General features: G+C 52.9%; 13 protein-coding genes and 1 pseudogene. 13 read left to right on the forward strand and 1 reads right to left on the reverse strand.

What is annotated here, in order from left to right:
- The first annotated feature begins 36 nt into the window (after positions 1–36).
- From clpX to FPL14_RS23530, 4 genes are all read left to right on the forward strand, one after another.
- Positions 37–1,293: an ATP-dependent protease ATP-binding subunit ClpX gene (clpX, locus tag FPL14_RS23515; protein WP_182300026.1), complete on the forward strand. Its 1,257-nt coding sequence runs from the start codon at positions 37–39 to the stop codon at positions 1,291–1,293.
- Positions 1,294–1,413: 120 nt separating this feature from the next.
- Positions 1,414–2,514 (forward strand): flavodoxin-dependent (E)-4-hydroxy-3-methylbut-2-enyl-diphosphate synthase, encoded by a 1,101-nt coding sequence (gene ispG, locus FPL14_RS23520; protein ID WP_182300027.1) that lies wholly within the window; start codon positions 1,414–1,416, stop codon positions 2,512–2,514.
- A 1-nt stretch (position 2,515) separates the two neighbouring features.
- Entirely contained in the window at positions 2,516–2,998 is a 483-nt protein-coding gene (locus FPL14_RS23525; RefSeq protein ID WP_182304123.1) for a PCYCGC motif-containing (lipo)protein, read from the forward strand.
- A 24-nt stretch (positions 2,999–3,022) separates the two neighbouring features.
- Positions 3,023–6,310: a DEAD/DEAH box helicase gene (locus tag FPL14_RS23530; protein ID WP_229263639.1), complete on the forward strand. Its 3,288-nt coding sequence runs from the start codon at positions 3,023–3,025 to the stop codon at positions 6,308–6,310.
- A 68-nt stretch (positions 6,311–6,378) separates the two neighbouring features.
- Here FPL14_RS23530 and FPL14_RS23535 read toward each other — a convergent pair whose 3' ends face one another.
- Positions 6,379–7,836, reverse strand: coding sequence for an MFS transporter (locus FPL14_RS23535; protein ID WP_182300028.1), 1,458 nt, complete (start codon positions 7,834–7,836; stop codon positions 6,379–6,381).
- 142 nt (positions 7,837–7,978) lie between these two features.
- On the opposite strand from FPL14_RS23535, the gene FPL14_RS23540 reads away from it, so the two are divergent.
- The 9 genes and pseudogenes from FPL14_RS23540 to FPL14_RS23580 all read left to right on the forward strand — a co-directional run bounded on the left by FPL14_RS23540 (position 7,979) and on the right by FPL14_RS23580 (position 18,727).
- Entirely contained in the window at positions 7,979–8,881 is a 903-nt protein-coding gene (locus FPL14_RS23540) for a LysR family transcriptional regulator (RefSeq protein WP_182300029.1), read from the forward strand.
- 106 nt (positions 8,882–8,987) lie between these two features.
- The gene (gene lonB, locus FPL14_RS23545; RefSeq protein WP_182300030.1) at positions 8,988–10,751 is read left to right on the forward strand and encodes an ATP-dependent protease LonB; all 1,764 of its coding nucleotides are present in this window, start codon (positions 8,988–8,990) and stop codon (positions 10,749–10,751) included.
- A gap of 118 nt (positions 10,752–10,869) precedes the next feature.
- A pseudogene (gene lon / locus FPL14_RS23550) lies at positions 10,870–13,322 on the forward strand (endopeptidase La).
- A gap of 53 nt (positions 13,323–13,375) precedes the next feature.
- Positions 13,376–14,020: a ribosome biogenesis GTP-binding protein YihA/YsxC gene (yihA, locus tag FPL14_RS23555; protein WP_182300031.1), complete on the forward strand. Its 645-nt coding sequence runs from the start codon at positions 13,376–13,378 to the stop codon at positions 14,018–14,020.
- 152 nt (positions 14,021–14,172) lie between these two features.
- On the forward strand, positions 14,173–14,763 hold the full coding sequence (locus FPL14_RS23560; protein ID WP_182300032.1) for a non-ribosomal peptide synthetase module: 591 nt from the start codon (positions 14,173–14,175) through the stop codon (positions 14,761–14,763).
- A 367-nt stretch (positions 14,764–15,130) separates the two neighbouring features.
- On the forward strand, positions 15,131–15,532 hold the full coding sequence (gene speD / locus FPL14_RS23565; protein ID WP_182300033.1) for an adenosylmethionine decarboxylase: 402 nt from the start codon (positions 15,131–15,133) through the stop codon (positions 15,530–15,532).
- Positions 15,533–15,748: 216 nt separating this feature from the next.
- Positions 15,749–17,158: a glutamyl-tRNA reductase gene (gene hemA, locus FPL14_RS23570; protein ID WP_182300034.1), complete on the forward strand. Its 1,410-nt coding sequence runs from the start codon at positions 15,749–15,751 to the stop codon at positions 17,156–17,158.
- Between the two features lie 28 nt (positions 17,159–17,186).
- The gene (ccsA, locus tag FPL14_RS23575) at positions 17,187–18,008 is read left to right on the forward strand and encodes a cytochrome c biogenesis protein CcsA (protein WP_182300035.1); all 822 of its coding nucleotides are present in this window, start codon (positions 17,187–17,189) and stop codon (positions 18,006–18,008) included.
- 65 nt (positions 18,009–18,073) lie between these two features.
- The gene (locus tag FPL14_RS23580; protein WP_182300036.1) at positions 18,074–18,727 is read left to right on the forward strand and encodes a precorrin-2 dehydrogenase/sirohydrochlorin ferrochelatase family protein; all 654 of its coding nucleotides are present in this window, start codon (positions 18,074–18,076) and stop codon (positions 18,725–18,727) included.
- The last annotated feature ends 8 nt before the right edge of the window (positions 18,728–18,735 follow it).

Here is an 18,735-nt window from a genome sequence, read left to right on the forward strand (position 1 = left end):
TGGACGATAGATGCGGTTTACTAAGGAGGGTTTACCTTGTTTAAATTCAGCGACGAAAAAGGCCAGCTTAAGTGCTCGTTCTGCGGCAAATCCCAGGATCAGGTCCGCAAGCTGGTAGCCGGTCCAGGCGTATATATATGCGATGAATGTATCGAGCTTTGCACGGAAATCGTGGAAGAAGAGCTCGGACATGAAGAAGATCTCGATCTGAAGGATATTCCTAAACCGAAAGACATTCGCAACATTTTGGACCAATACGTCATTGGCCAAGAGCAAGCGAAGAAGTCGTTATCGGTTGCCGTATATAATCATTACAAGCGGATTAACTCCCAATCCAAGATCGAAGACGTAGAGCTGCAGAAGAGCAATATCATGCTTGTCGGTCCTACGGGCTCCGGTAAGACATTGCTTGCACAGACGATGGCAAAAATTTTGAACGTACCGTTCGCGATCGCGGATGCGACGTCCTTGACGGAAGCCGGTTACGTGGGCGAAGACGTCGAGAATATTTTGCTTAAGCTCATTCAAGCGGCGGATTACGACGTGGAGAAAGCTGAACGCGGTATCATTTACATCGATGAAATCGATAAAGTGGCCCGCAAATCGGAGAACCCGTCCATTACCCGCGACGTTTCCGGCGAAGGCGTACAGCAGGCTCTGCTGAAAATTCTCGAAGGAACGGTCGCTTCCGTCCCTCCGCAAGGCGGACGCAAGCACCCGCACCAAGAGTTCATCCAAATCGATACGACGAACATTCTGTTCATTTGCGGCGGCGCGTTCGATGGTCTCGAACAATTGATCAAACGGCGCATCGGCAAAAAAGTCATCGGATTCAGCTCCGTTCTGGAAGGTCAGAAGGATTTGAAACCGGGAGAATATTTGTCTCTCGCGCAACCGGAAGATTTGCTCAAATTCGGGCTTATCCCCGAGTTTGTCGGACGTCTTCCCGTTATTTCGACGTTGGAGCCTCTCGACGAGCCAGCTCTTGTCCGTATCTTGTCCGAGCCGAAGAACGCTTTGGTGAAGCAATACCAGAAGCTGCTCGAGATGGACAACGTCAAGCTCGAATTCGAACACGGCGCGCTTGAAGAAATCGCCCGCGAGGCAATCAAGCGGAATACGGGAGCACGGGGACTAAGGGCGATCATCGAGGGCATCATGCTCGACGTGATGTACGAAGTGCCTTCGCGCGATGACGTAGTCAACTGTTTGGTAACCGAGAAGGTTATCAAGGAGAAGATGTCGCCGGAGCTTACGACCAAAAAAGGCAAGAAAAAAGAAGAGAGCGCGTAACGGGAGCAGGACGAAAGCCGCCAACAAGGCCTTTCGGCCGAAGCGGAGTTCGCCTAGATTGCCGGTTCCACCCTGCCTAACCGCGGGGTGGACTTTGGCGTATACAGGGGAGAAAATCATATGTTCAGACGTACGGATACCGTTGCCGTTAAAGTCGGCAATTTAACGATCGGCGGCAATAACCAAGTCATCCTTCAAAGCATGTGCACGACGAAAACAGCCGATGTCGAGGCGACGGTCGCCGAGATCAAACGGCTCGAAGAAGCAGGCTGCCAGCTCGTGCGCGTAACCGTGAACAATAAAGAAGCGGCGGAGGCCATTAAAGCGATCAAGCAGCAGATCAGTATTCCTCTAGTCGCGGATATTCATTTCGATTATCGTTTGGCGTTGCTGGCCATCGAGAACGGAATCGATAAAGTCCGGATCAATCCGGGCAACATCGGCCGCCGGGAGAAGGTAGAGGCGGTCGTACAAGCTTGCAAAGAACGCGGCATTCCGATCCGGATCGGCGTTAATGCCGGATCTCTGGAAAATCACCTGCTTGAGAAATACGGCTATCCGACCGCCGATGCGATGGTCGAAAGCGCATTGTTCCACATCGGCATTCTCGAAGAACTCGATTTTCACGATATTATCGTCTCTCTTAAAGCATCCGACGTCCCAATGGCGATCGAAGCCTATACGAAAGCGGCGGAAGTCATTCGTTATCCGTTGCATTTGGGCATTACGGAAGCGGGTACGCTGTTCTCGGGTACGATCAAAAGCTCGGCGGGCCTCGGAGTTCTGCTTAACCATGGAATCGGCAACACGATGCGGATTTCCTTAAGCGCGGACCCGGTAGAAGAAATCAAGGCCGCAAGGGAATTGCTAAAAGTGTTCGGACTGATTACGGACGCTCCTACGCTTATTTCCTGTCCGACGTGCGGACGTTTGGACATCGATTTGTTCGCCGTAGCGAACGAGGTTGAAGAATATTTGTCCAAGCTTAAGGTTCCGATTAAAGTATCGGTTCTCGGCTGCGCGGTCAATGGGCCAGGCGAAGCTCGCGAAGCCGACATCGGCATTGCGGGAGCCCGCGGCGAAGGGATGCTGTTCCGCTACGGCGAGATGATTCGCAAAGTGCCGGAAGCGGAGCTCGTTAGCGAATTGAAAAAAGAAATCGACTCGATCGTGGCTTCTTATGAAGAGACGGGCGTTATTCCGGGGCGCAAACATGGATAAAATGAAGAGATTGACCTTTACGATAATCGGACTGGGGATGCTTGCCCTTACCGCATGCGCGAAAGATCAGGCGTCCCACTCCGATCATATCGGCCATGCTCCGAACGGCGATTTGCGGGAGGTTACCGTCTCCGCGCAGAAGTTGCCTTCCTTTCTGGATACGCAACAGAACGCCGTTCAAGTGGCTTATCAAGTCGCCGGCACGTTAGGCGACACGCTGCAATGGATTCCTTGTTATTGCGGCTGCGGAGATAGCGCGGGTCATAAGAGCAACCTGAATTGTTTTATTAACGAGATCAGAGATGACGGTTCCGTGGAATGGGACGATCACGGGACAAGGTGCGGCGTATGCGTGCAGATTGCCATGGTTTCCGCTCAAATGAAGCAGGATGGCAAGACGAACTTGGAAATTCGCGAGTATATCGACAGTAAATACGCCTCGGGTTATGCTAACCCGACGGATACGCCAATGCCGCCCAGCTGATCAGAACGGAATGCGGGATGATGAATGATGGCTCGAATAGGGGATGTGAAGAAATTCGCGCTCAATAAGCAATCGATCCAAGAGCTTTGCGGTCCGGCCTCCTATATGCGCGGCGAAGCTTATTTCCGGGCGGGGCAAGTTCTTTCCGTCCGGAGAGAAGCCGAGGATACGGGATACAAAGCAATAGTCAAAGGATCCAATCGTAACCGATACGAGGTTGAGGTCGTCATCGACGGAGACGGAGAGATAGGCGCTTCCTGCGATTGCTCGGCCTATACGCCTCTTTCGTTCTGCAAACATATCGCGGCCGTGCTGCTTAAGCTTGCGGAATCGGAGGAGGAAGAGACTGCTCCGGAGCATGAAGCGATTTCCGAGAAGGACACGCATCTGACGAAGCAGGTTATTTTCTTGTTCGACCGCGTGTTAAGCGGACAGGCGAACGCGGAGTTAAGCGCAGTCGACGACGAGAGATTTGAAACGTTGCCTCTCGAGGTAGAGTATTCATGCAAAATCGTGAAGAGCTTCTCGAGTAAGCCTATGTTTGCCGTCTCGATGAAGATCGGGTTATCCCGGCTATATATCGTCCAGAGAATCAAAGATTTTCTGGGGCATGTGGACGCCGGCACGCCGATGACGTTCGCGAAGCATTTTACTTACGACCCGTCCGAGCATACGTTCAAGGAACCGGACGCCCGGTTCATCGAGCTGCTCGTCGAAGCTATGAAAGTAGAAGAGATCTACAAGGACCTGTTCCATTCTTTCTCTTCGTACTCTCACCGGGAAGAGAAAATTTTGGTCATCCCGCCCGCGATATGGGAAAGGATGTTGCCGCTGCTGGAGCGCGTGAATATCAGCTTCGAGGACAGGGCGGCGGGCGCGCACCGCTTGGAGTTGATCGACGGGGCGTTGCCGATATCGGTTCAGCTCAACTCGGCGGGAGAGGGGTACCAGCTCGAAATCGAAGGCTTGAAAAATTCGACCTTTATGGACAACTACGGAATTGCCATCGTGAACGGCTTGCTCTTCAAATCGGATCCGGACCAGCTAAAACGAATTTCGGACCTGAAGAGAATGTTCCATTATGAGAAGCACACGCGTCTACTGATCGCTCCCGACCAGATCGAGCCTTTCATCGATCGGGTCGTCAGAGGATTAAATCAGTTCGTGAACGTAGAAATCTCTCCCCGGATCGCCGATCGGATCGTTAATCCGGCGCTTAACGCCCGTCTGTATTTGAATTTCGAGGAAGACAGGCTATTGGCCAGACTTGAGTATGCTTATGACGACATCATTATATCGCCCTTACCGCAAAACGCGATTAAGAATGCCCGCGATGATGTCATTCTCATGCGCGATCTGGATCGGGAAAATCGGATTATGGCGTTGATCGAACGTTCTTCCTTTAAGTTTAACGGGAAAGAAGTTTACTTGGACCATGAAGACGATATTTACGATTTTCTCTTTGACATCCTTCCTCAACTGGGCGATGACGTAGAAGTTTACGCGACCGACTCGGTCAAAACGGTCATGCGCACCGTGGAGTACGCGCCCAAGGCGCGTCTGGATATCGACGTCGGGACCAATTGGCTCGAAGTGTCCTTCGACATGGAGGGTATGGACGAACAGGAGATTCAGAATCTGCTGCGCAATCTCGTGGAGAAGAAGAAGTACTACCGTCTTCCCGGAGGGGAGTTTCTCTCCCTCGAACAGGAAAGCTTCAAGGAAATCAACCGTCTATTCGAAGAACTCGATCTCAGGAAGCCGGATATGAGCGGAAACCGCATTCGGATGCCTGCCGTGAGAGGCTTTCAGTTGATGGATCAGTTCGGCAAAGCATCGCCCGGCATTCAACTAGGGAAGTCTCTTCGCAAGTTATGGGATAACTTAAGGAATCCCGACAATCTCGATTTCGAAATTCCGCCCGATATGGATTCCGTGCTTCGCGATTATCAGAAATACGGCTACCAATGGTTAAAAACATTATCCCATTACCGGTTAGGCGGAATATTGGCGGACGATATGGGATTAGGCAAGACCGTGCAGAGCATTGCCTATATCGTATCCGAAACAGCCCGTTCTGCCGAGGAAGACGTTTCTCCTTCGCCGGTATTGATCATATCTCCGGCTTCGTTGATCTACAACTGGGAGCGGGAATGCGGGAAGTTCGCTCCGGGGCTCAGAACGGTCGTTGCGGCCGGCGATCGCCAAGAACGGAGCGAGCTCATGTCGGAGATGAAGGACGTCGACGTCTGGATTACCTCGTACCCTCTTCTTCGCAGAGATATCGAATGGTACGAGAAACAGCATTTCCGCACGGTCTTCCTCGACGAAGCGCAGGCCATCAAAAATCATGCGTCGCTTACTTCGCATGCGGTAAGACGGTTGAAGGCGGGTCAGCGATTCGCGCTTACCGGAACTCCGATCGAGAATTCGCTGGATGAGCTATGGTCGATCTTCGACGCGATATTCCCCGGGCTGTTCAGCGGGAAAAAATCGTTCGCCGAAATGCCGCGGGACAAAGTCGCCCGGATCGTTCGCCCCTTCATTCTTCGCCGTCTGAAAGGGGAAGTGTTGAAGGAGCTTCCCGACAAAATCGAAAGCGTGCAGCCTTCGGAGCTCTCGACGGAACAGAAGAAGCTTTACCTTGCTTATCTGGAGAAGCTGCAATCCGACATTGAACGGGATCTTGCCGCGGATGGCGGTTTTCAACGCAACCGCATGAAAATTTTGGCGGGATTAACCCGGCTGCGCCAGCTATGCTGTCATCCCGCTCTTTTCTTGGAAGGGTACGAGGGGACTTCGGGCAAGCTGGAGCAATTGCTCGAAATTATCGACGAGTGCCAGGGAAGCAGCAAACGAATGCTCATTTTCTCCCAATTCACTTCTATGCTGGATATTATCCGTCAGGAGCTGGATGGACGAGATACGCCGTATTTTTATTTGGACGGGACGACGCCTTCCATTCAGCGCTTGGCCATGTGCGACGCGTTTAACGGGGGCGAGAGGGACGTCTTCCTGATTTCGTTGAAAGCGGGAGGCACGGGCTTGAACTTGACCGGAGCGGATACGGTCGTGCTGTACGATTTATGGTGGAATCCCGCCGTAGAGCAACAGGCGGCGGATCGAGCGCATCGCATCGGGCAGAAGAAGGTCGTTCAAGTCATCAAGCTAGTGGCGCAAGGTACGATCGAAGAGAAGATGCTGGAGCTTCAGCAACGCAAAAAAGATCTAATAGAAGAAGTCATCCATCCGGGCGAGACGGCACTGTCGACGCTCACGGAAGAAGATGTACGCGAGTTGTTGGAGATGTAGACGATTTAATTAATCGCAACGTATCAAAGGGCTGTCAACGGGGTTATTTCCCGATGGCAGCCCTTTGTTTACGGTTTGTCGGCGGCGACCGCAGCCGCTTGGCGAGACGGCAAGCCGTTCAAGATCGCGAACGCGATTAAAGCGCCCGCGATACAGCATATTGCCGCAACCAGCAACGCCGAGTGCATTCCTTCTATGAAAGACATAGCATCGCCGAATCGGTTATGTTCATTGCCTGACGCGGATGATGTTGGGCGTATTTGATTCGTAATTAAGCTCCCGGAGAGCGCGACTCCGACTACCGCGCTTATCTGCCTGAAAGTGTTGGCGACTCCGGACGCCATGCCGGCCCTTTCCGGCGACATGGAGGTCATCAGGGAGACGGTGGCCGAAGTTCCGGCGAACGAAACTCCGATGCCGAGTAAAGAAAGCGCCCACCAATAGGTGGCGTACCCTCTGTCGGCTTCGATGCCGGTTAATGCGATAAGCGCCGCTCCCGCGATTACGGAACCAAGCGGAATCATGATTTTCGGCGCCAATCGGGTAGCCAACGTACTGCCTAGGAACGAGGCGATCATGATGCTCGCGGTCAGCGAAAGGAAGCGGATGCCCGTATCTACGGCGGAAAGTCCGTTAATGTTTTGCAAATATAGAGTGAGCAGGAAAATGACGCTAAACAGTCCGAAGAAACCGGTGAAATTAATGAGGCAAACGACAACGAAAATCCGATCTCGGAAAAAAGCAAGCGGCAATAGCGGATGGGGATGACGCCATTCCCATATTACGAATATGAACAGGCTTGCCGCGGATACCGCGAATGATGCGACGATCCAAGAATCGCCCCAGCCATAGGAGTTTCCTTCGATCAAACCGAAGGCGAGCGAAGCTATACCGACGATAAATAGAAGCTGCCCGAAAAAGTCGATGGACGTCGTTTTCTTCGGGCGAGAGCCCTTCATCGTAAAGACGAGAGCGATCGAAACAAGCACGCCGACCGGAACGTTAATCCAAAATATGCTTTGCCAGCCTTGAGTATCTACCAACCATCCTCCAACGACTGGCCCCGCGGCTAGAGCGACTCCCCCCAAGGCCGTCCAAACCGCGATGGCTTTCGCTCTGGCGGCGGGGTCTTCATACAGGCTGCGAATAACCGCCAGAGAAACGGGGATTAGCAGCGAACCGAAAATGCCCTGCAAAGCACGGCCGATTAACAGAACGTCCATGGAATCCGAGATCGCGCACAGCACGGAGCTGATCGTGAAACCGAGCATCCCGGTCATGAAAACTATCTTATGCCCGATAGCGTCTCCGATGGAACCGGCGGCAAGGAGCAAGCATGCGAAGGTAATGGCATACGCGTCGACAACCCATTGCAGTTGTTTCAAGCCTACGTTCATCCCGGATTGTATATCGGGCAGGGCGACGTTGACGATCGTTCCGTCCAAGTAAATCATGAAAACTCCGAAGCATAAAATAAACAGCGTCCATCCTCGTCGGGGGGATTTCCGAACGGGGTTTGCGTTCATAGTCTTATCATCCTTCCAGTCGTTTGCGTTCAGCGGATGCATCCGTCCGTGGCTCCATTGTAAAATTTGACAATTCATATTGTCTAATTTATTGTTTTGATATAATTAATAAATTTCGCTCATGTATGGAGGGGGATGAACATTGGAACTCAACCAGATGGAATACTTTTTGACCGTCGCTCGTACCCAGCATGTGACGAAGGCGGCGGAAGTTCTGAATATTACGCAGCCGGCGCTCAGCCATTCTCTTGCCAAGCTGGAAGAGGAACTAGGCGTTCAGCTCTTCGAGCGGAGCGGAAGGAACGTTCAACTCAACCGCTACGGCAAGCTGTTCGCAGGACGAGTGGAAGAGGCGTTGCGCCAGGTCGGTTTAGGCAAGCAGGAAATATCCGAGCTGGCCAATCCGGAATCGGGAGTCGTCTCTCTTGCGTTCTTGAATATTCTAGGCAGCGAGGTCGTACCTAAGTTAATCAGCGCCTTTCACCGGCGATATCCGGCCATTCGCTTTGAATTGGAGCAAGGAAATTATCAAACGGTTCGTGGTTTGCTCGATTCCGGGCAATCGGATCTTGCCATCGTCTCTCCTTGTTCGAATATTATGGGCGTCAACCGGGCGCTGTTGTTCGAGACGGATTTGTTCGCGGTCGTGCCGGAGGGGCATAGGCTCGGGGAGAGGAATAGCGTTTGGATGAAAGAGTTGGAAGATGAACCTTTCATCGATCATAATCCGAACTGCGGGTTCAGAGCGGTGTTAGAGAGAAGTTATCGTCAAACCGGATTTACGCCGAAGGTGAAATATCAAGCGGAGGATTTGCAGACGGTGGCGGGTTTCGTATCCGCCGGTCTGGGCGTGGCCTTGTTACCCCCTTCGAAAGGGTTAAGGTTGCCAAATATGAGCTGGATTCCCGTGAAGGATCCCGTGTGTAGGTGCGAGGTGGGCCTCGAGTGGAAAGATAAGCGATATTTGTCTCCCGCCGTAAGGCTGTTCCGCGAATTCGTCATTGAATTTTATGAAAAGAAGGAAGTCGAAGCGCTTCCCGTATGACTATATCTTCCGGCAATCGGGCAATACTACCAAGTATAGCCCGGGTGCCGGTTTCTTTGTCTTTGGCCGTGCCTGCCCGAGGGCATGAACGGGGAGGATGATCCTGATGACTTTAAGTTTGGTTCTTATGTTGGTACAAGTTTTTTTTGCCGTCGTAATCGGCATTTACTTTTGGAATTTGCTGCGCAACCAGAAGAACAACCGCAGCTCCGTGGATCGAGAGTCCCGCAAGGAAATGGACAAATTGCGCAAGCTTCGCTCCATCTCCTTGACGAAGCCGTTGTCGGAGAAAACGAGGCCGGCGGTCATTTCGGATATCGTCGGACAGAAGGAAGGGCTTAGGGCGCTGAAAGCGGCCCTGTGCAGCAGCAATCCTCAGCACGTTCTCGTATACGGTCCTCCGGGCGTCGGGAAAACCGCTGCCGCGCGCGTCATCTTGGAGGAAGCGAAAAAGAACAAGCTGTCTCCCTTTCGCATGGAGGCTAAGTTCACGGAGATCGACGCGACGACGGCCCGGTTCGACGAACGCGGCATCGCGGACCCGTTGATCGGCTCCGTGCACGATCCGATCTATCAAGGGGCCGGGGCGATGGGAGTCGCCGGCATTCCCCAGCCGAAACCGGGAGCGGTCACGAAAGCGCACGGCGGCATCTTGTTCATCGACGAGATCGGAGAATTGCATCCTATTCAACTGAACAAGCTTCTCAAGGTGCTGGAGGATCGCAAGGTTTATTTGGAAAGCGCGTACTACCATGCGGAAGATACGAATATTCCGCTGTACATTCACGATATTTTCCAGAACGGGTTGCCGGCGGATTTCCGGCTCGTCGGAGCAACGACGAGATCGCCTAACGAGCTTCCGCCCGCGCTGCGAAGCCGTTGCATGGAAGTGTATTTCCGGCCTTTGCTTCCCGAAGAGATCTCCCAGATCGCCGAGAACGCGATACACAAGATCGGGTTCGCTCCGCGCGAGGACGCGCTGGACGTCGTGAAACGGTATGCGACGAACGGACGCGAAGCGGTGAATATTATTCAGTTAGCCGCCGGTCTCGCTCTGTCGGAGAATCGCGAGGAGCTGACCGCTGCCGACGTGGAATGGGTTGTCAACAGCAGCCAGTTGCCGCCTAGGCCCGACCGCAAGGTGCCATCCAAGCCTCAAGTCGGTTTCGTGAACGGACTTGCTGTATACGGACCAAGCATGGGAGCGCTGCTCGAGATCGAAGTTACCGCGATTCCGGCCTTGCACGGCAGGGGACAGATGAACATTACCGGCGTCGTGGAGGAAGAAGAGCTAGGCGGCGGACAACGGACGTTGAGACGCAAAAGCATGGCCAAAGGCTCCCTTGACAATGTATTAACGGTGCTTCGACGTAACGGATTTCAACCGGATAATTTCGACCTGCACGTTAATTTTCCGGGCGGCACGCCGGTGGACGGGCCCTCCGCCGGCGTAGCGATGGCCGTCGCGATCGCTTCGGCCATGACCAAGCAGCCCGTAGACAACAAAATCGCCATGACCGGGGAAATCAGCATTCATGGCGCGGTTAAGCCGGTCGGCGGAGTAGTGGCCAAAGTAGAAGCGGCTTTCCAATCCGGCGCGGAAACCGTCCTTATTCCGAAAGAAAATTGGCAAGCGATATTCGAAGGGCTGGAAGGAGTTCGAGTCATTCCGGTCGATCGGATGGAGGACGTTTTCCGCCATGTATTCGGAGATCTATTGCCGTGGGCGGAGACGAACTGGCAAGCGGGAGAACTGCCGGTTGCGGCGGACGCGTTCGCGGCGGCTCCGACCGGTTCGGTGTTGCATGCAACGCCGGTTCTTAACGAGCCTAAATCGTTAGACGGAGCTAATCTTCGAATCGAAGGGTAGGAAGGCGATTTTTCGGAGAGCCGCCCTAAAGGGAGGCTCTTTTTTGCGGCGAGCGAATACATTTGATACAATGACTGGAGTGTTTGAAATCGTTCCAGAACTGCGAGGTGCGTCAATTATGGGTTCGAGCAAACAGATAAGCCGTTCCATACCCCTGCTACCCTTAAGAGGGCTACTCGTGTATCCCAGCATGGTGCTTCACTTGGATGTAGGCCGGGAGAAATCCGTTAAAGCGTTGGAGCAATGCATGATCGACGATCATATGATCCTGCTCTGCTCGCAATCGGAGATCAATATCGAGGAACCGACCCAGGAAGATATTTATCAGGTCGGTACCATTGCCAAAGTACGCCAAATGCTGAAGCTGCCCAACGGAACGATTCGTGTTCTGGTGGAAGGCGTGACGAGGGCGGAGATCGAGCAGTATTTGCCCAACGATGATTTTTACGAGGTGCTGGCCCGCGAATTGCACGAGGGACAGACTAACGATTCGGAGCTGGACGCGCTTATGCGCGCCGTGCTTAGCCAGTTCGAGCACTATATCAACCTATCCAAGAAGGTCACTCCGGAGACGCTTGCCGCCGTATCCGACATTGATCAGCCGGGTAGGCTGGCCGACGTTATCACGAGCCATCTGTCGCTTAAAATAAAAGATAAACAGGAAATTCTCGAAACGGTCGAAGTTCGGCCTCGCTTGGAGAAGCTGCTCGATTTTCTCAACAACGAGCGCGAAGTGCTGGAGCTTGAGCGCAAGATCAGCCAGCGCGTCAAGAAACAGATGGAGAAAACCCAGAAGGAATATTACCTGCGGGAGCAAATGAAGGCCATTCAGAAAGAGCTTGGAGAGAAGGAAGGCCGCGCCGGAGAAGTCGAAGAGCTTCGGGCGCAGCTCAAGGAAGCGGAGCTTCCGGAGAAAATCTCCGCCAAAGTCGAGAAGGAAATCGACCGTCTGGAGAAAATGCCCGCTTCTTCCGCGGAAGGCGGAGTAATCCGGACTTATATCGAATGGCTGCTCGCCTTGCCGTGGACGAAGATGACGGAAGACGATCTGGACATTCAGAACGCCGAAGCGATATTGAACGACCAGCATTACGGTCTGGATAAGCCAAAGGAAAGAGTGCTGGAGTATTTGGCCGTTCAGAAGCTGGTCAAGAAGCTGAAGGGTCCGATCCTTTGCTTGGTCGGCCTCCGGGGGTCGGCAAAACCTCGTTAGCCAAATCCATCGCATCGTCTCTCGGACGCGAGTTCGTGCGGATATCGCTTGGAGGAGTAAGGGACGAAGCGGAAATTCGCGGTCATCGCCGGACTTACGTCGGAGCCATGCCGGGACGCATTCTGCAAGGAATGCGCAACGCCGGCTCCGCTAATCCTGTGTTCCTTCTTGACGAGATCGACAAGATGGCGATGGATTTTCGGGGCGACCCGTCTTCGGCATTGCTGGAAGTGCTCGATCCCGAACAGAATACGACGTTTAGCGACCACTATATCGAGATGCCTTTCGATCTGTCGAACGTCATGTTCGTAACGACCGCCAACGTCGTGCATAATATCCCTAGGCCGCTGCTTGACCGGATGGAGCTTCTTCAAGTTCCCGGGTATACGGAATTAGAGAAGCTGCAAATCGCGGAACGTCATCTCCTGCCGAAGCAGAAACGCAATCACGGTTTGGAAGATGACCAGCTCGTGTTGGAGAGCGAAGCGCTTATGGCCTTAATCCGCCATTACACGAGGGAGTCCGGCGTCCGCAACATGGAACAGCAGCTGGCTTCCATTTGCAGGAAAGCGGCCAAGGCGATCGTAGCGAACGCCGAAGCGTCTCCGTTCGTCGTGGACGAGGAGAAGCTGAAAGAGCTGCTCGGACCTCCGAAATTCCGCTATGGCATGGCGGAACAGGAAGACCAGATCGGCGCCGTTACCGGGCTTGCTTGGACGGAAGTTGGAGGAGATACTCTCGTCATCGAGGTTACGGTAATGCCGGGGAGCGGAAAGCTGACCTTAACGGGCCAACTCGGCGACGTCATGAAAGAATCCGCTCAAGCCGCGTTCAGCTATACGCGCAGCCGCGCGAAGGAGTTCGGCATCGATCCGCAATTCCATGAGAAGAACGATATTCACGTTCATATTCCGGAGGGAGCCATCCCGAAAGACGGTCCGTCAGCGGGGATAACGCTGGCTACCGCTCTTATCTCGGCTCTGACTAACCGCAAAGTAAAGCGGGAAGTAGCCATGACGGGCGAGATTACGTTGCGCGGCCGCGTGCTTCCGATCGGCGGATTGAAGGAGAAATCTTTGGCCGCGCATCGCGCCGGAATTACGAAGGTGCTGCTGCCCAAGGATAATGAACGGGATCTGCGCGACATTCCCGAAAGCGTGCGGGCGAACATGACGTTCGTTCCGGTTGCTCATATGGATGAAGTGCTGCAGCATGCCCTGTCGGAGCCGCTGGGCCTGGGTTCAATCGAAGCGGGCGTTACCGGTCAGGAAGAGGATGAGCTGCAGGCGGGGGCCTCGGCGATCCAGACTCCAGTAGACGATAAAGCGGAGGACGTACCGCCGCTTGGAACGCACTGACGGAATTCGGCTCTGGCGGATTCGATACACATGGATGGGAGACCTTTGGTTACATGAAGATCAAGCAAACGGAATTTGTCATTAGCGCGGTAGGCCCAGGCCAATATCCGGAGGATGGTTTGCCGGAGATTGCCTTGGCCGGCCGCTCCAACGTAGGGAAATCTTCCCTGATCAACAAAATGCTGCTGCGCCGCAATTTGGCCAGGACGAGCCAACAGCCCGGCAAGACGCAGACGCTGAACTACTACAGAATCAACGGAGATCTATTCTTCGTTGATTTTCCCGGTTACGGGTATGCCCGGGTATCCAAGTCCGAGCGAGAAGCGTGGGGTAAAATGATCGAGCGGTATTTAAGAGGGCGAGAGCCTCTTAAGTTAGTGCTGCAGCTGGTCGATTTGCGGCATCCGCCTTCCGCGGACGACGTGCGGATGTATGAGTGGCTTTCCCATTACGAAATCCCGATGGCCGTCGTGGCGACCAAAGCGGATAAAGTATCCAAATCGCAATGGCCTAAACATATGAAGATCATCCGCCAAAGCCTGGGAATGCCGGGTCATGTTCCGCTCGTCTTGTTTTCTTCGGAAACGGGACAAGGAAGAGACGAATTATGGAGCATTATCATGCAATCGGCAGGAATACCGCTTAATCCCCCCTCTGAACCCCTTAACAACGTACAGGAAACAGAGGATAACGGGTAAAAGGTTGGCTGGATCGCGGGAGAAATCGATTTTTGCGCGTTTTTCCCGGGAATATCAAGTTTGGGCGAGAGGAAACGGCTTGCGAATTGGCGTATAATAAAATTAATTATCGAGTAACACAATCGCAAGACAATGGGAATTGAGGAGATTTTATGGCTCAACGCGTAGCCACGGAGTATGTCAATGCCACTCTGACACTGACGGAAGCCGAAATGCCGAGATTGATCTCTCTGTGCGAGTTCCAGCAGCTTCGTCTGCAAGTATTTGTATTGGATAACGGCAATCAGGAGATCGTGTTGGAAGAAGATGCCGGCGGTGAATCCATTCGCCTGACTTTTGAACGCACGAACGGACAGTACCAGTGCGTATTGACTTGCCGCGTCGTTCAACCCAAGCTGACCAACGCTTTACGCAAACTCGTTTCTTCTTTCAAAGGCGATGCGGTAGTAAATCGGATTTATCAAGGTTTTACGATGATATATCATTATATTCAGGGTAACGTTGCTCGGATCGTGGAAAGCAAAGGAACGATTCTAAGGACGGTATTCGAGCATAAGGATACGCTAGGCCGATTGGAATCCCGGTTCAAGTTGTTCTCGGTCGAAGAGGAAATAAGCCGTTTGCGCGGAACCGTGAACGAGCTGCTCGACATTCGCAATCAAACGAAAAAACCTGAACTCATCGCCGAAATCGACCAAAAGTTGAAATATCATAGCCGTCTATTGTTCGCGTTAGAAGCTTAAGCAAGCAGGTTAATCACAATAGAGAAGAAGAGCCATTCCGATGGCTCTTTTCTTTTTAGCCGGCGCAGGCACTTTCCCTGCCTCGGCGGCATATTTTAGGACGTATTAGCTCTCCGGGGCAGCTATGCGGGAAGTTGGGCAAAACCCTGTCGGGACGCGGAAATAAAAGGATTTGTTAACCTTCGAAAAAACTGTTGCATTTACCCCGGATAGATGTTATTTTTAGATTCGTTGACAACACAATACAATAGGAACCAGGATTCACTCAAGGAATGCGGTGAGAGCAAATTCCCTCCAAGTGAATGACGTAGGTCCTAGCGGATGAAATCAGTTTCACATTTTATTCCTAGGAAGGGGGAACCGAAAGATGGAATATTCAACTTTCGGACGGCACGTTGCGGTTGATACATGGGGAGGAAACATCGACTTACTGAATAGTGCGGAACTTCTCCAATCGCACATGGTGGAAGCGGCTGAAGCATGCGGCGCGACTGTACTCTCGGTTCAAGCTAAACAATTCGAACCTCAAGGCGCAACGGTATTGGTCCTGCTGTCGGAGAGTCACATCTCCATTCACACGTATCCTGAGAGAGGTTTTGCCGCGATCGATTGTTATACCTGTGGCGAGACCGTGGATCCGCAATTGGCAATTGATTATCTTGTCAGTGTCCTGAAACCGGAAAAAACGTATGCAAAAAAATTGATTCGCGGACTCGGCGAATTGCAGGTCGAAGAACCAACGATTAAGCAAGTCGAGTTTGTCAAATAAAGTAACGGCAACGGAGCCATGAGGGTCTATCCTCGTGGCTTTTTCGTATTCATAGGGAATACGAATGGAACAAAACGCCGACAATAGAAAGAAGATCCGTGCACGGTTTTCATAAAGTTTTCATATTTAAGGGTAAAGAGTCCGGTTAACTGTGCTATAATAATCGTTGACATAAAGGCTTGCCCTTACTCTCATGCAGAAAGTCAGGTGAATGCTATGCATCTTATCGTTGTCGGATTGAACTATCGTACAGCCCCTGTAGAGATAAGGGAACGGTTTGCCCTGTCCGAACGGGAGATGCCGCTTGCCCTGCAAGCGTTAAAGCAAACGACGGGCATTCTCGAGGGAGTAATCGTGGCGACCTGCAACCGAACGGAACTATATGCGGTCGTGGACAGGCTTCATCTGTGCGGACATTACATTCGCGCTTTCATGGAGCAATGGTTCAAGATCCCGCGCAAGGAATTTAACTCTCATCTCTATATGTACGAGGACGATCGCGCCGTTGAGCATCTTTTCAGAGTGTCGAGCGGCCTGGATTCGATGATTATCGGCGAGACGCAGATTCTGGGTCAAGTTCGCGATGCTTTCCTGTTGGCACAGGATCAGAAGGCAACGGGAACGCTGTTCAACCGGTTGTTCAAGCAAGCGATCACGCTGGCTAAACGGGCCCATTCGGAAACTTCCGTCGGGGAAAGCGCCGTATCCGTAAGCTACGCCGCCGTAGAATTGGGCAAACGAATTTTCGGGCGGTTCGACGACAAGTCGATCATGATCGTCGGAGCTGGGAAAATGAGCGAGTTGACGGCGCAGCATCTTCACGCCAACGGCGCGAAAGAAGTATTCGTCGTCAATCGGACGTTGGAGAAGGCGGAGGAGCTGGCCGAGAAATTCCAAGGCTCGGCAATGGCTCTGGACGAGGCGCTAGGACGCTTGAAAGATGTAGATATCGTCATCAGCAGCACGGGGGCGGAGAAGTTCGTCGTCACGCGCAAGCATATCGAAGCCGCGATGTCCGCGCGGAAGAAAAAACCGTTGTTTCTGATCGACATCGCGGTACCTCGCGATATAGAGCCGTCTTGCGGCGACATTCCGAACGTGTTTCTCTACGATATCGATGATCTGGAAGGCATCGTGGAGACGAATATGGCCAAACGGCGCAAAGAGGCGGAGATCATTGAGGAAATGATCGAGCTGGAACAGGAAGCTTATCGCCAATGGTATGCCACTCTCGGGGTTAGTCCGCTCATTCGGGCGCTTCAGGAGAAGGCTGCAGCCATTCAGGAAAATACGCTGGAGAGTTTAATGCGCAAGCTGCCGGAGCTGGATGACCGACAGGTGAAAGTCATTAGCAAGCTAACCAAGAGCATCGTCAATCAAGTCATTCACGATCCGATATTGCGGATCAAGGAACTTGCCGCGGAGAAGCGAAGCGATGAAGCGATGAAGCTATTCGTTCAACTGTTCGCTCTTGAAGACGAGGTCGCTCAGTTGAAAGCGGAAGAAAAGGCCGAGGAGAAGTCCCGGAAAGAACCGCACCCTTCCGCCAGCGGCTCGGAAACAGCCTCGGGCTCCATCCTGGACGTCGAGAAATTGCTGTCACAGCTAGCGGGAGCGCTAAGATAATGCAAGGGATGCTGGAGGCGCTGCTCCCATGGTAACACAAGACTGGTTAACCGACGCCGTACTTTATATTTATGCCCTGAGCTTGCTTTTTTTCGTGTCCGATGCCGCATCCGGCAACCGGAACGCGAGGAAGGTAGGAACAGGGCTGCTTGTTTTTGTCTGGGTGCTGCAGGGGGCCTTTTTATTGGTCTTATTGATGGAGCGTTTCTCCGTTCCTACTTTGACGCTGAGAGATTTCTTGTTTGTCGTATCTTGGCTGCTCGTCTCGGCGTCTTTTATCCTTAACAGGCTTATGCGGGCAGAACTGCTAGTGCTTCTGGTCAACGTGGTCGGTTTTGCGGTATTGGCCCTTAATTTGATCGAACGGCCTAAGCGAGCGATGGAGCTCGAGCCATGGGAAGTCGCGAGGAGATTGCTCATCGTCCATGTCAGTCTCATTACGTTGGCGTTCGCGGTATTGACGGTAACCGCGATTCTCGGCGTGATGTACCTGTTCCTTCATCAGAGGCTGAAGGCTAAAAAGTGGACGCACGTCATGAGCAGAATGCCTAGCTTGGAATGGATCGATCAATATGCGTACCGAGCCGGGCTGATCGGTATCCCGCTGCTGCTATTGTCTTTGTCTACGGGTACCGTCGCCTTATTAATCGATAAGAGTCCGGCGTTGCTGTTAGACGAGAAGGTTTTGCTGTCTTTCGCGGCCGGATTGCTATATATCTTTTATTTGATCCGAAGATTAGCTTCCCGCGATGACGGCTCTAAGCTGGCGATATGGAATTTGCTCGGCTATCTCGCTTTGGTCGCAGGATTTTTCGCTGATTCCCTTTCTTCGTTTCATCAATTGCTATAAGCGAAAAAGAAGTATCCGAGTTGGTTGCCGGCCGAGCGTAAAGTCGGATGGGGGAGGGATTAACGGTGTCGGATTGGTATCCGGTATTGTTAAAAGTAGAAGGGCGAAAATGCGTCGTCTTCGGCGGAGGTTTCGTTGCGCAGCGCAAAACGGAGGGGTTGCTCCAAGCTCGGGCGGACGTCCGTCTGATTAGCCCGCGATTGACTCCCGAGTTAAGGGCGTGGGCAGAAGCCGGACGACTGCTCTGGACCGAGAGGGAGGCGGAAGAGAAAGATTTGGACGGGGCCATGCTCGCGTTCGCGGCAACGGACGATCCGGATGCGAATCGGAGTCTAGCGGATGCCGCCCGGATACGGGGCATTCCGATTAACATTGCGAATGCCGGCGAAGCGGGGGAGTTTATTTTACCCGCCGTCTTGAGGCGAGGAGGTCTGGTGTTGACGGCTAGCGCTTCAGGGGCGGGGCCCGCGTTGGCTGCTCGGATCATAGATGAGCTTGCTGAACGCTACGGCCCGGAATACAATGAGAACATTGAAGCATTAAGAACGATCCGCGGTATCGTGAAATCGGAAGTGGCAAACCCCTCGGAGAGGCGCGCGTTGCTGCAAGCAGCCGTTACCGACGAGGCCTTGGAAGAATGGCGGTCGTCGCCGAGGCTGCAGGATAACGCCGAACTCCTCGCGCGATTACGACAACGGGCAATTGACCGGAAGGGATAGATAAACAT

The organism is Cohnella cholangitidis (assembly GCF_014107495.1).
Classification (GTDB): Bacteria; Bacillota; Bacilli; order Paenibacillales; family Paenibacillaceae; genus Cohnella; species Cohnella cholangitidis.

What these genes read in the sequence shown, in the direction of transcription:
- ispG (WP_182300027.1), top strand. Translation starts at nt 1,414, where the DNA reads ATGTTCAGACGTACGGATACCGTTGCCGTTAAAGTCGGCAATTTAACG.
- FPL14_RS23525 (WP_182304123.1), top strand. Translation starts at nt 2,516, where the DNA reads ATGAAGAGATTGACCTTTACGATAATCGGACTGGGGATGCTTGCCCTT.
- FPL14_RS23530 (WP_229263639.1), top strand. Translation starts at nt 3,023, where the DNA reads ATGATGGCTCGAATAGGGGATGTGAAGAAATTCGCGCTCAATAAGCAA.
- FPL14_RS23535 (WP_182300028.1), bottom strand. Translation starts at nt 7,836, where the DNA reads ATGAACGCAAACCCCGTTCGGAAATCCCCCCGACGAGGATGGACGCTG.
- lonB (WP_182300030.1), top strand. Translation starts at nt 8,988, where the DNA reads ATGACTTTAAGTTTGGTTCTTATGTTGGTACAAGTTTTTTTTGCCGTC.
- yihA (WP_182300031.1), top strand. Translation starts at nt 13,376, where the DNA reads ATGAAGATCAAGCAAACGGAATTTGTCATTAGCGCGGTAGGCCCAGGC.
- FPL14_RS23560 (WP_182300032.1), top strand. Translation starts at nt 14,173, where the DNA reads ATGGCTCAACGCGTAGCCACGGAGTATGTCAATGCCACTCTGACACTG.
- speD (WP_182300033.1), top strand. Translation starts at nt 15,131, where the DNA reads ATGGAATATTCAACTTTCGGACGGCACGTTGCGGTTGATACATGGGGA.
- hemA (WP_182300034.1), top strand. Translation starts at nt 15,749, where the DNA reads ATGCATCTTATCGTTGTCGGATTGAACTATCGTACAGCCCCTGTAGAG.
- ccsA (WP_182300035.1), top strand. Translation starts at nt 17,187, where the DNA reads ATGGTAACACAAGACTGGTTAACCGACGCCGTACTTTATATTTATGCC.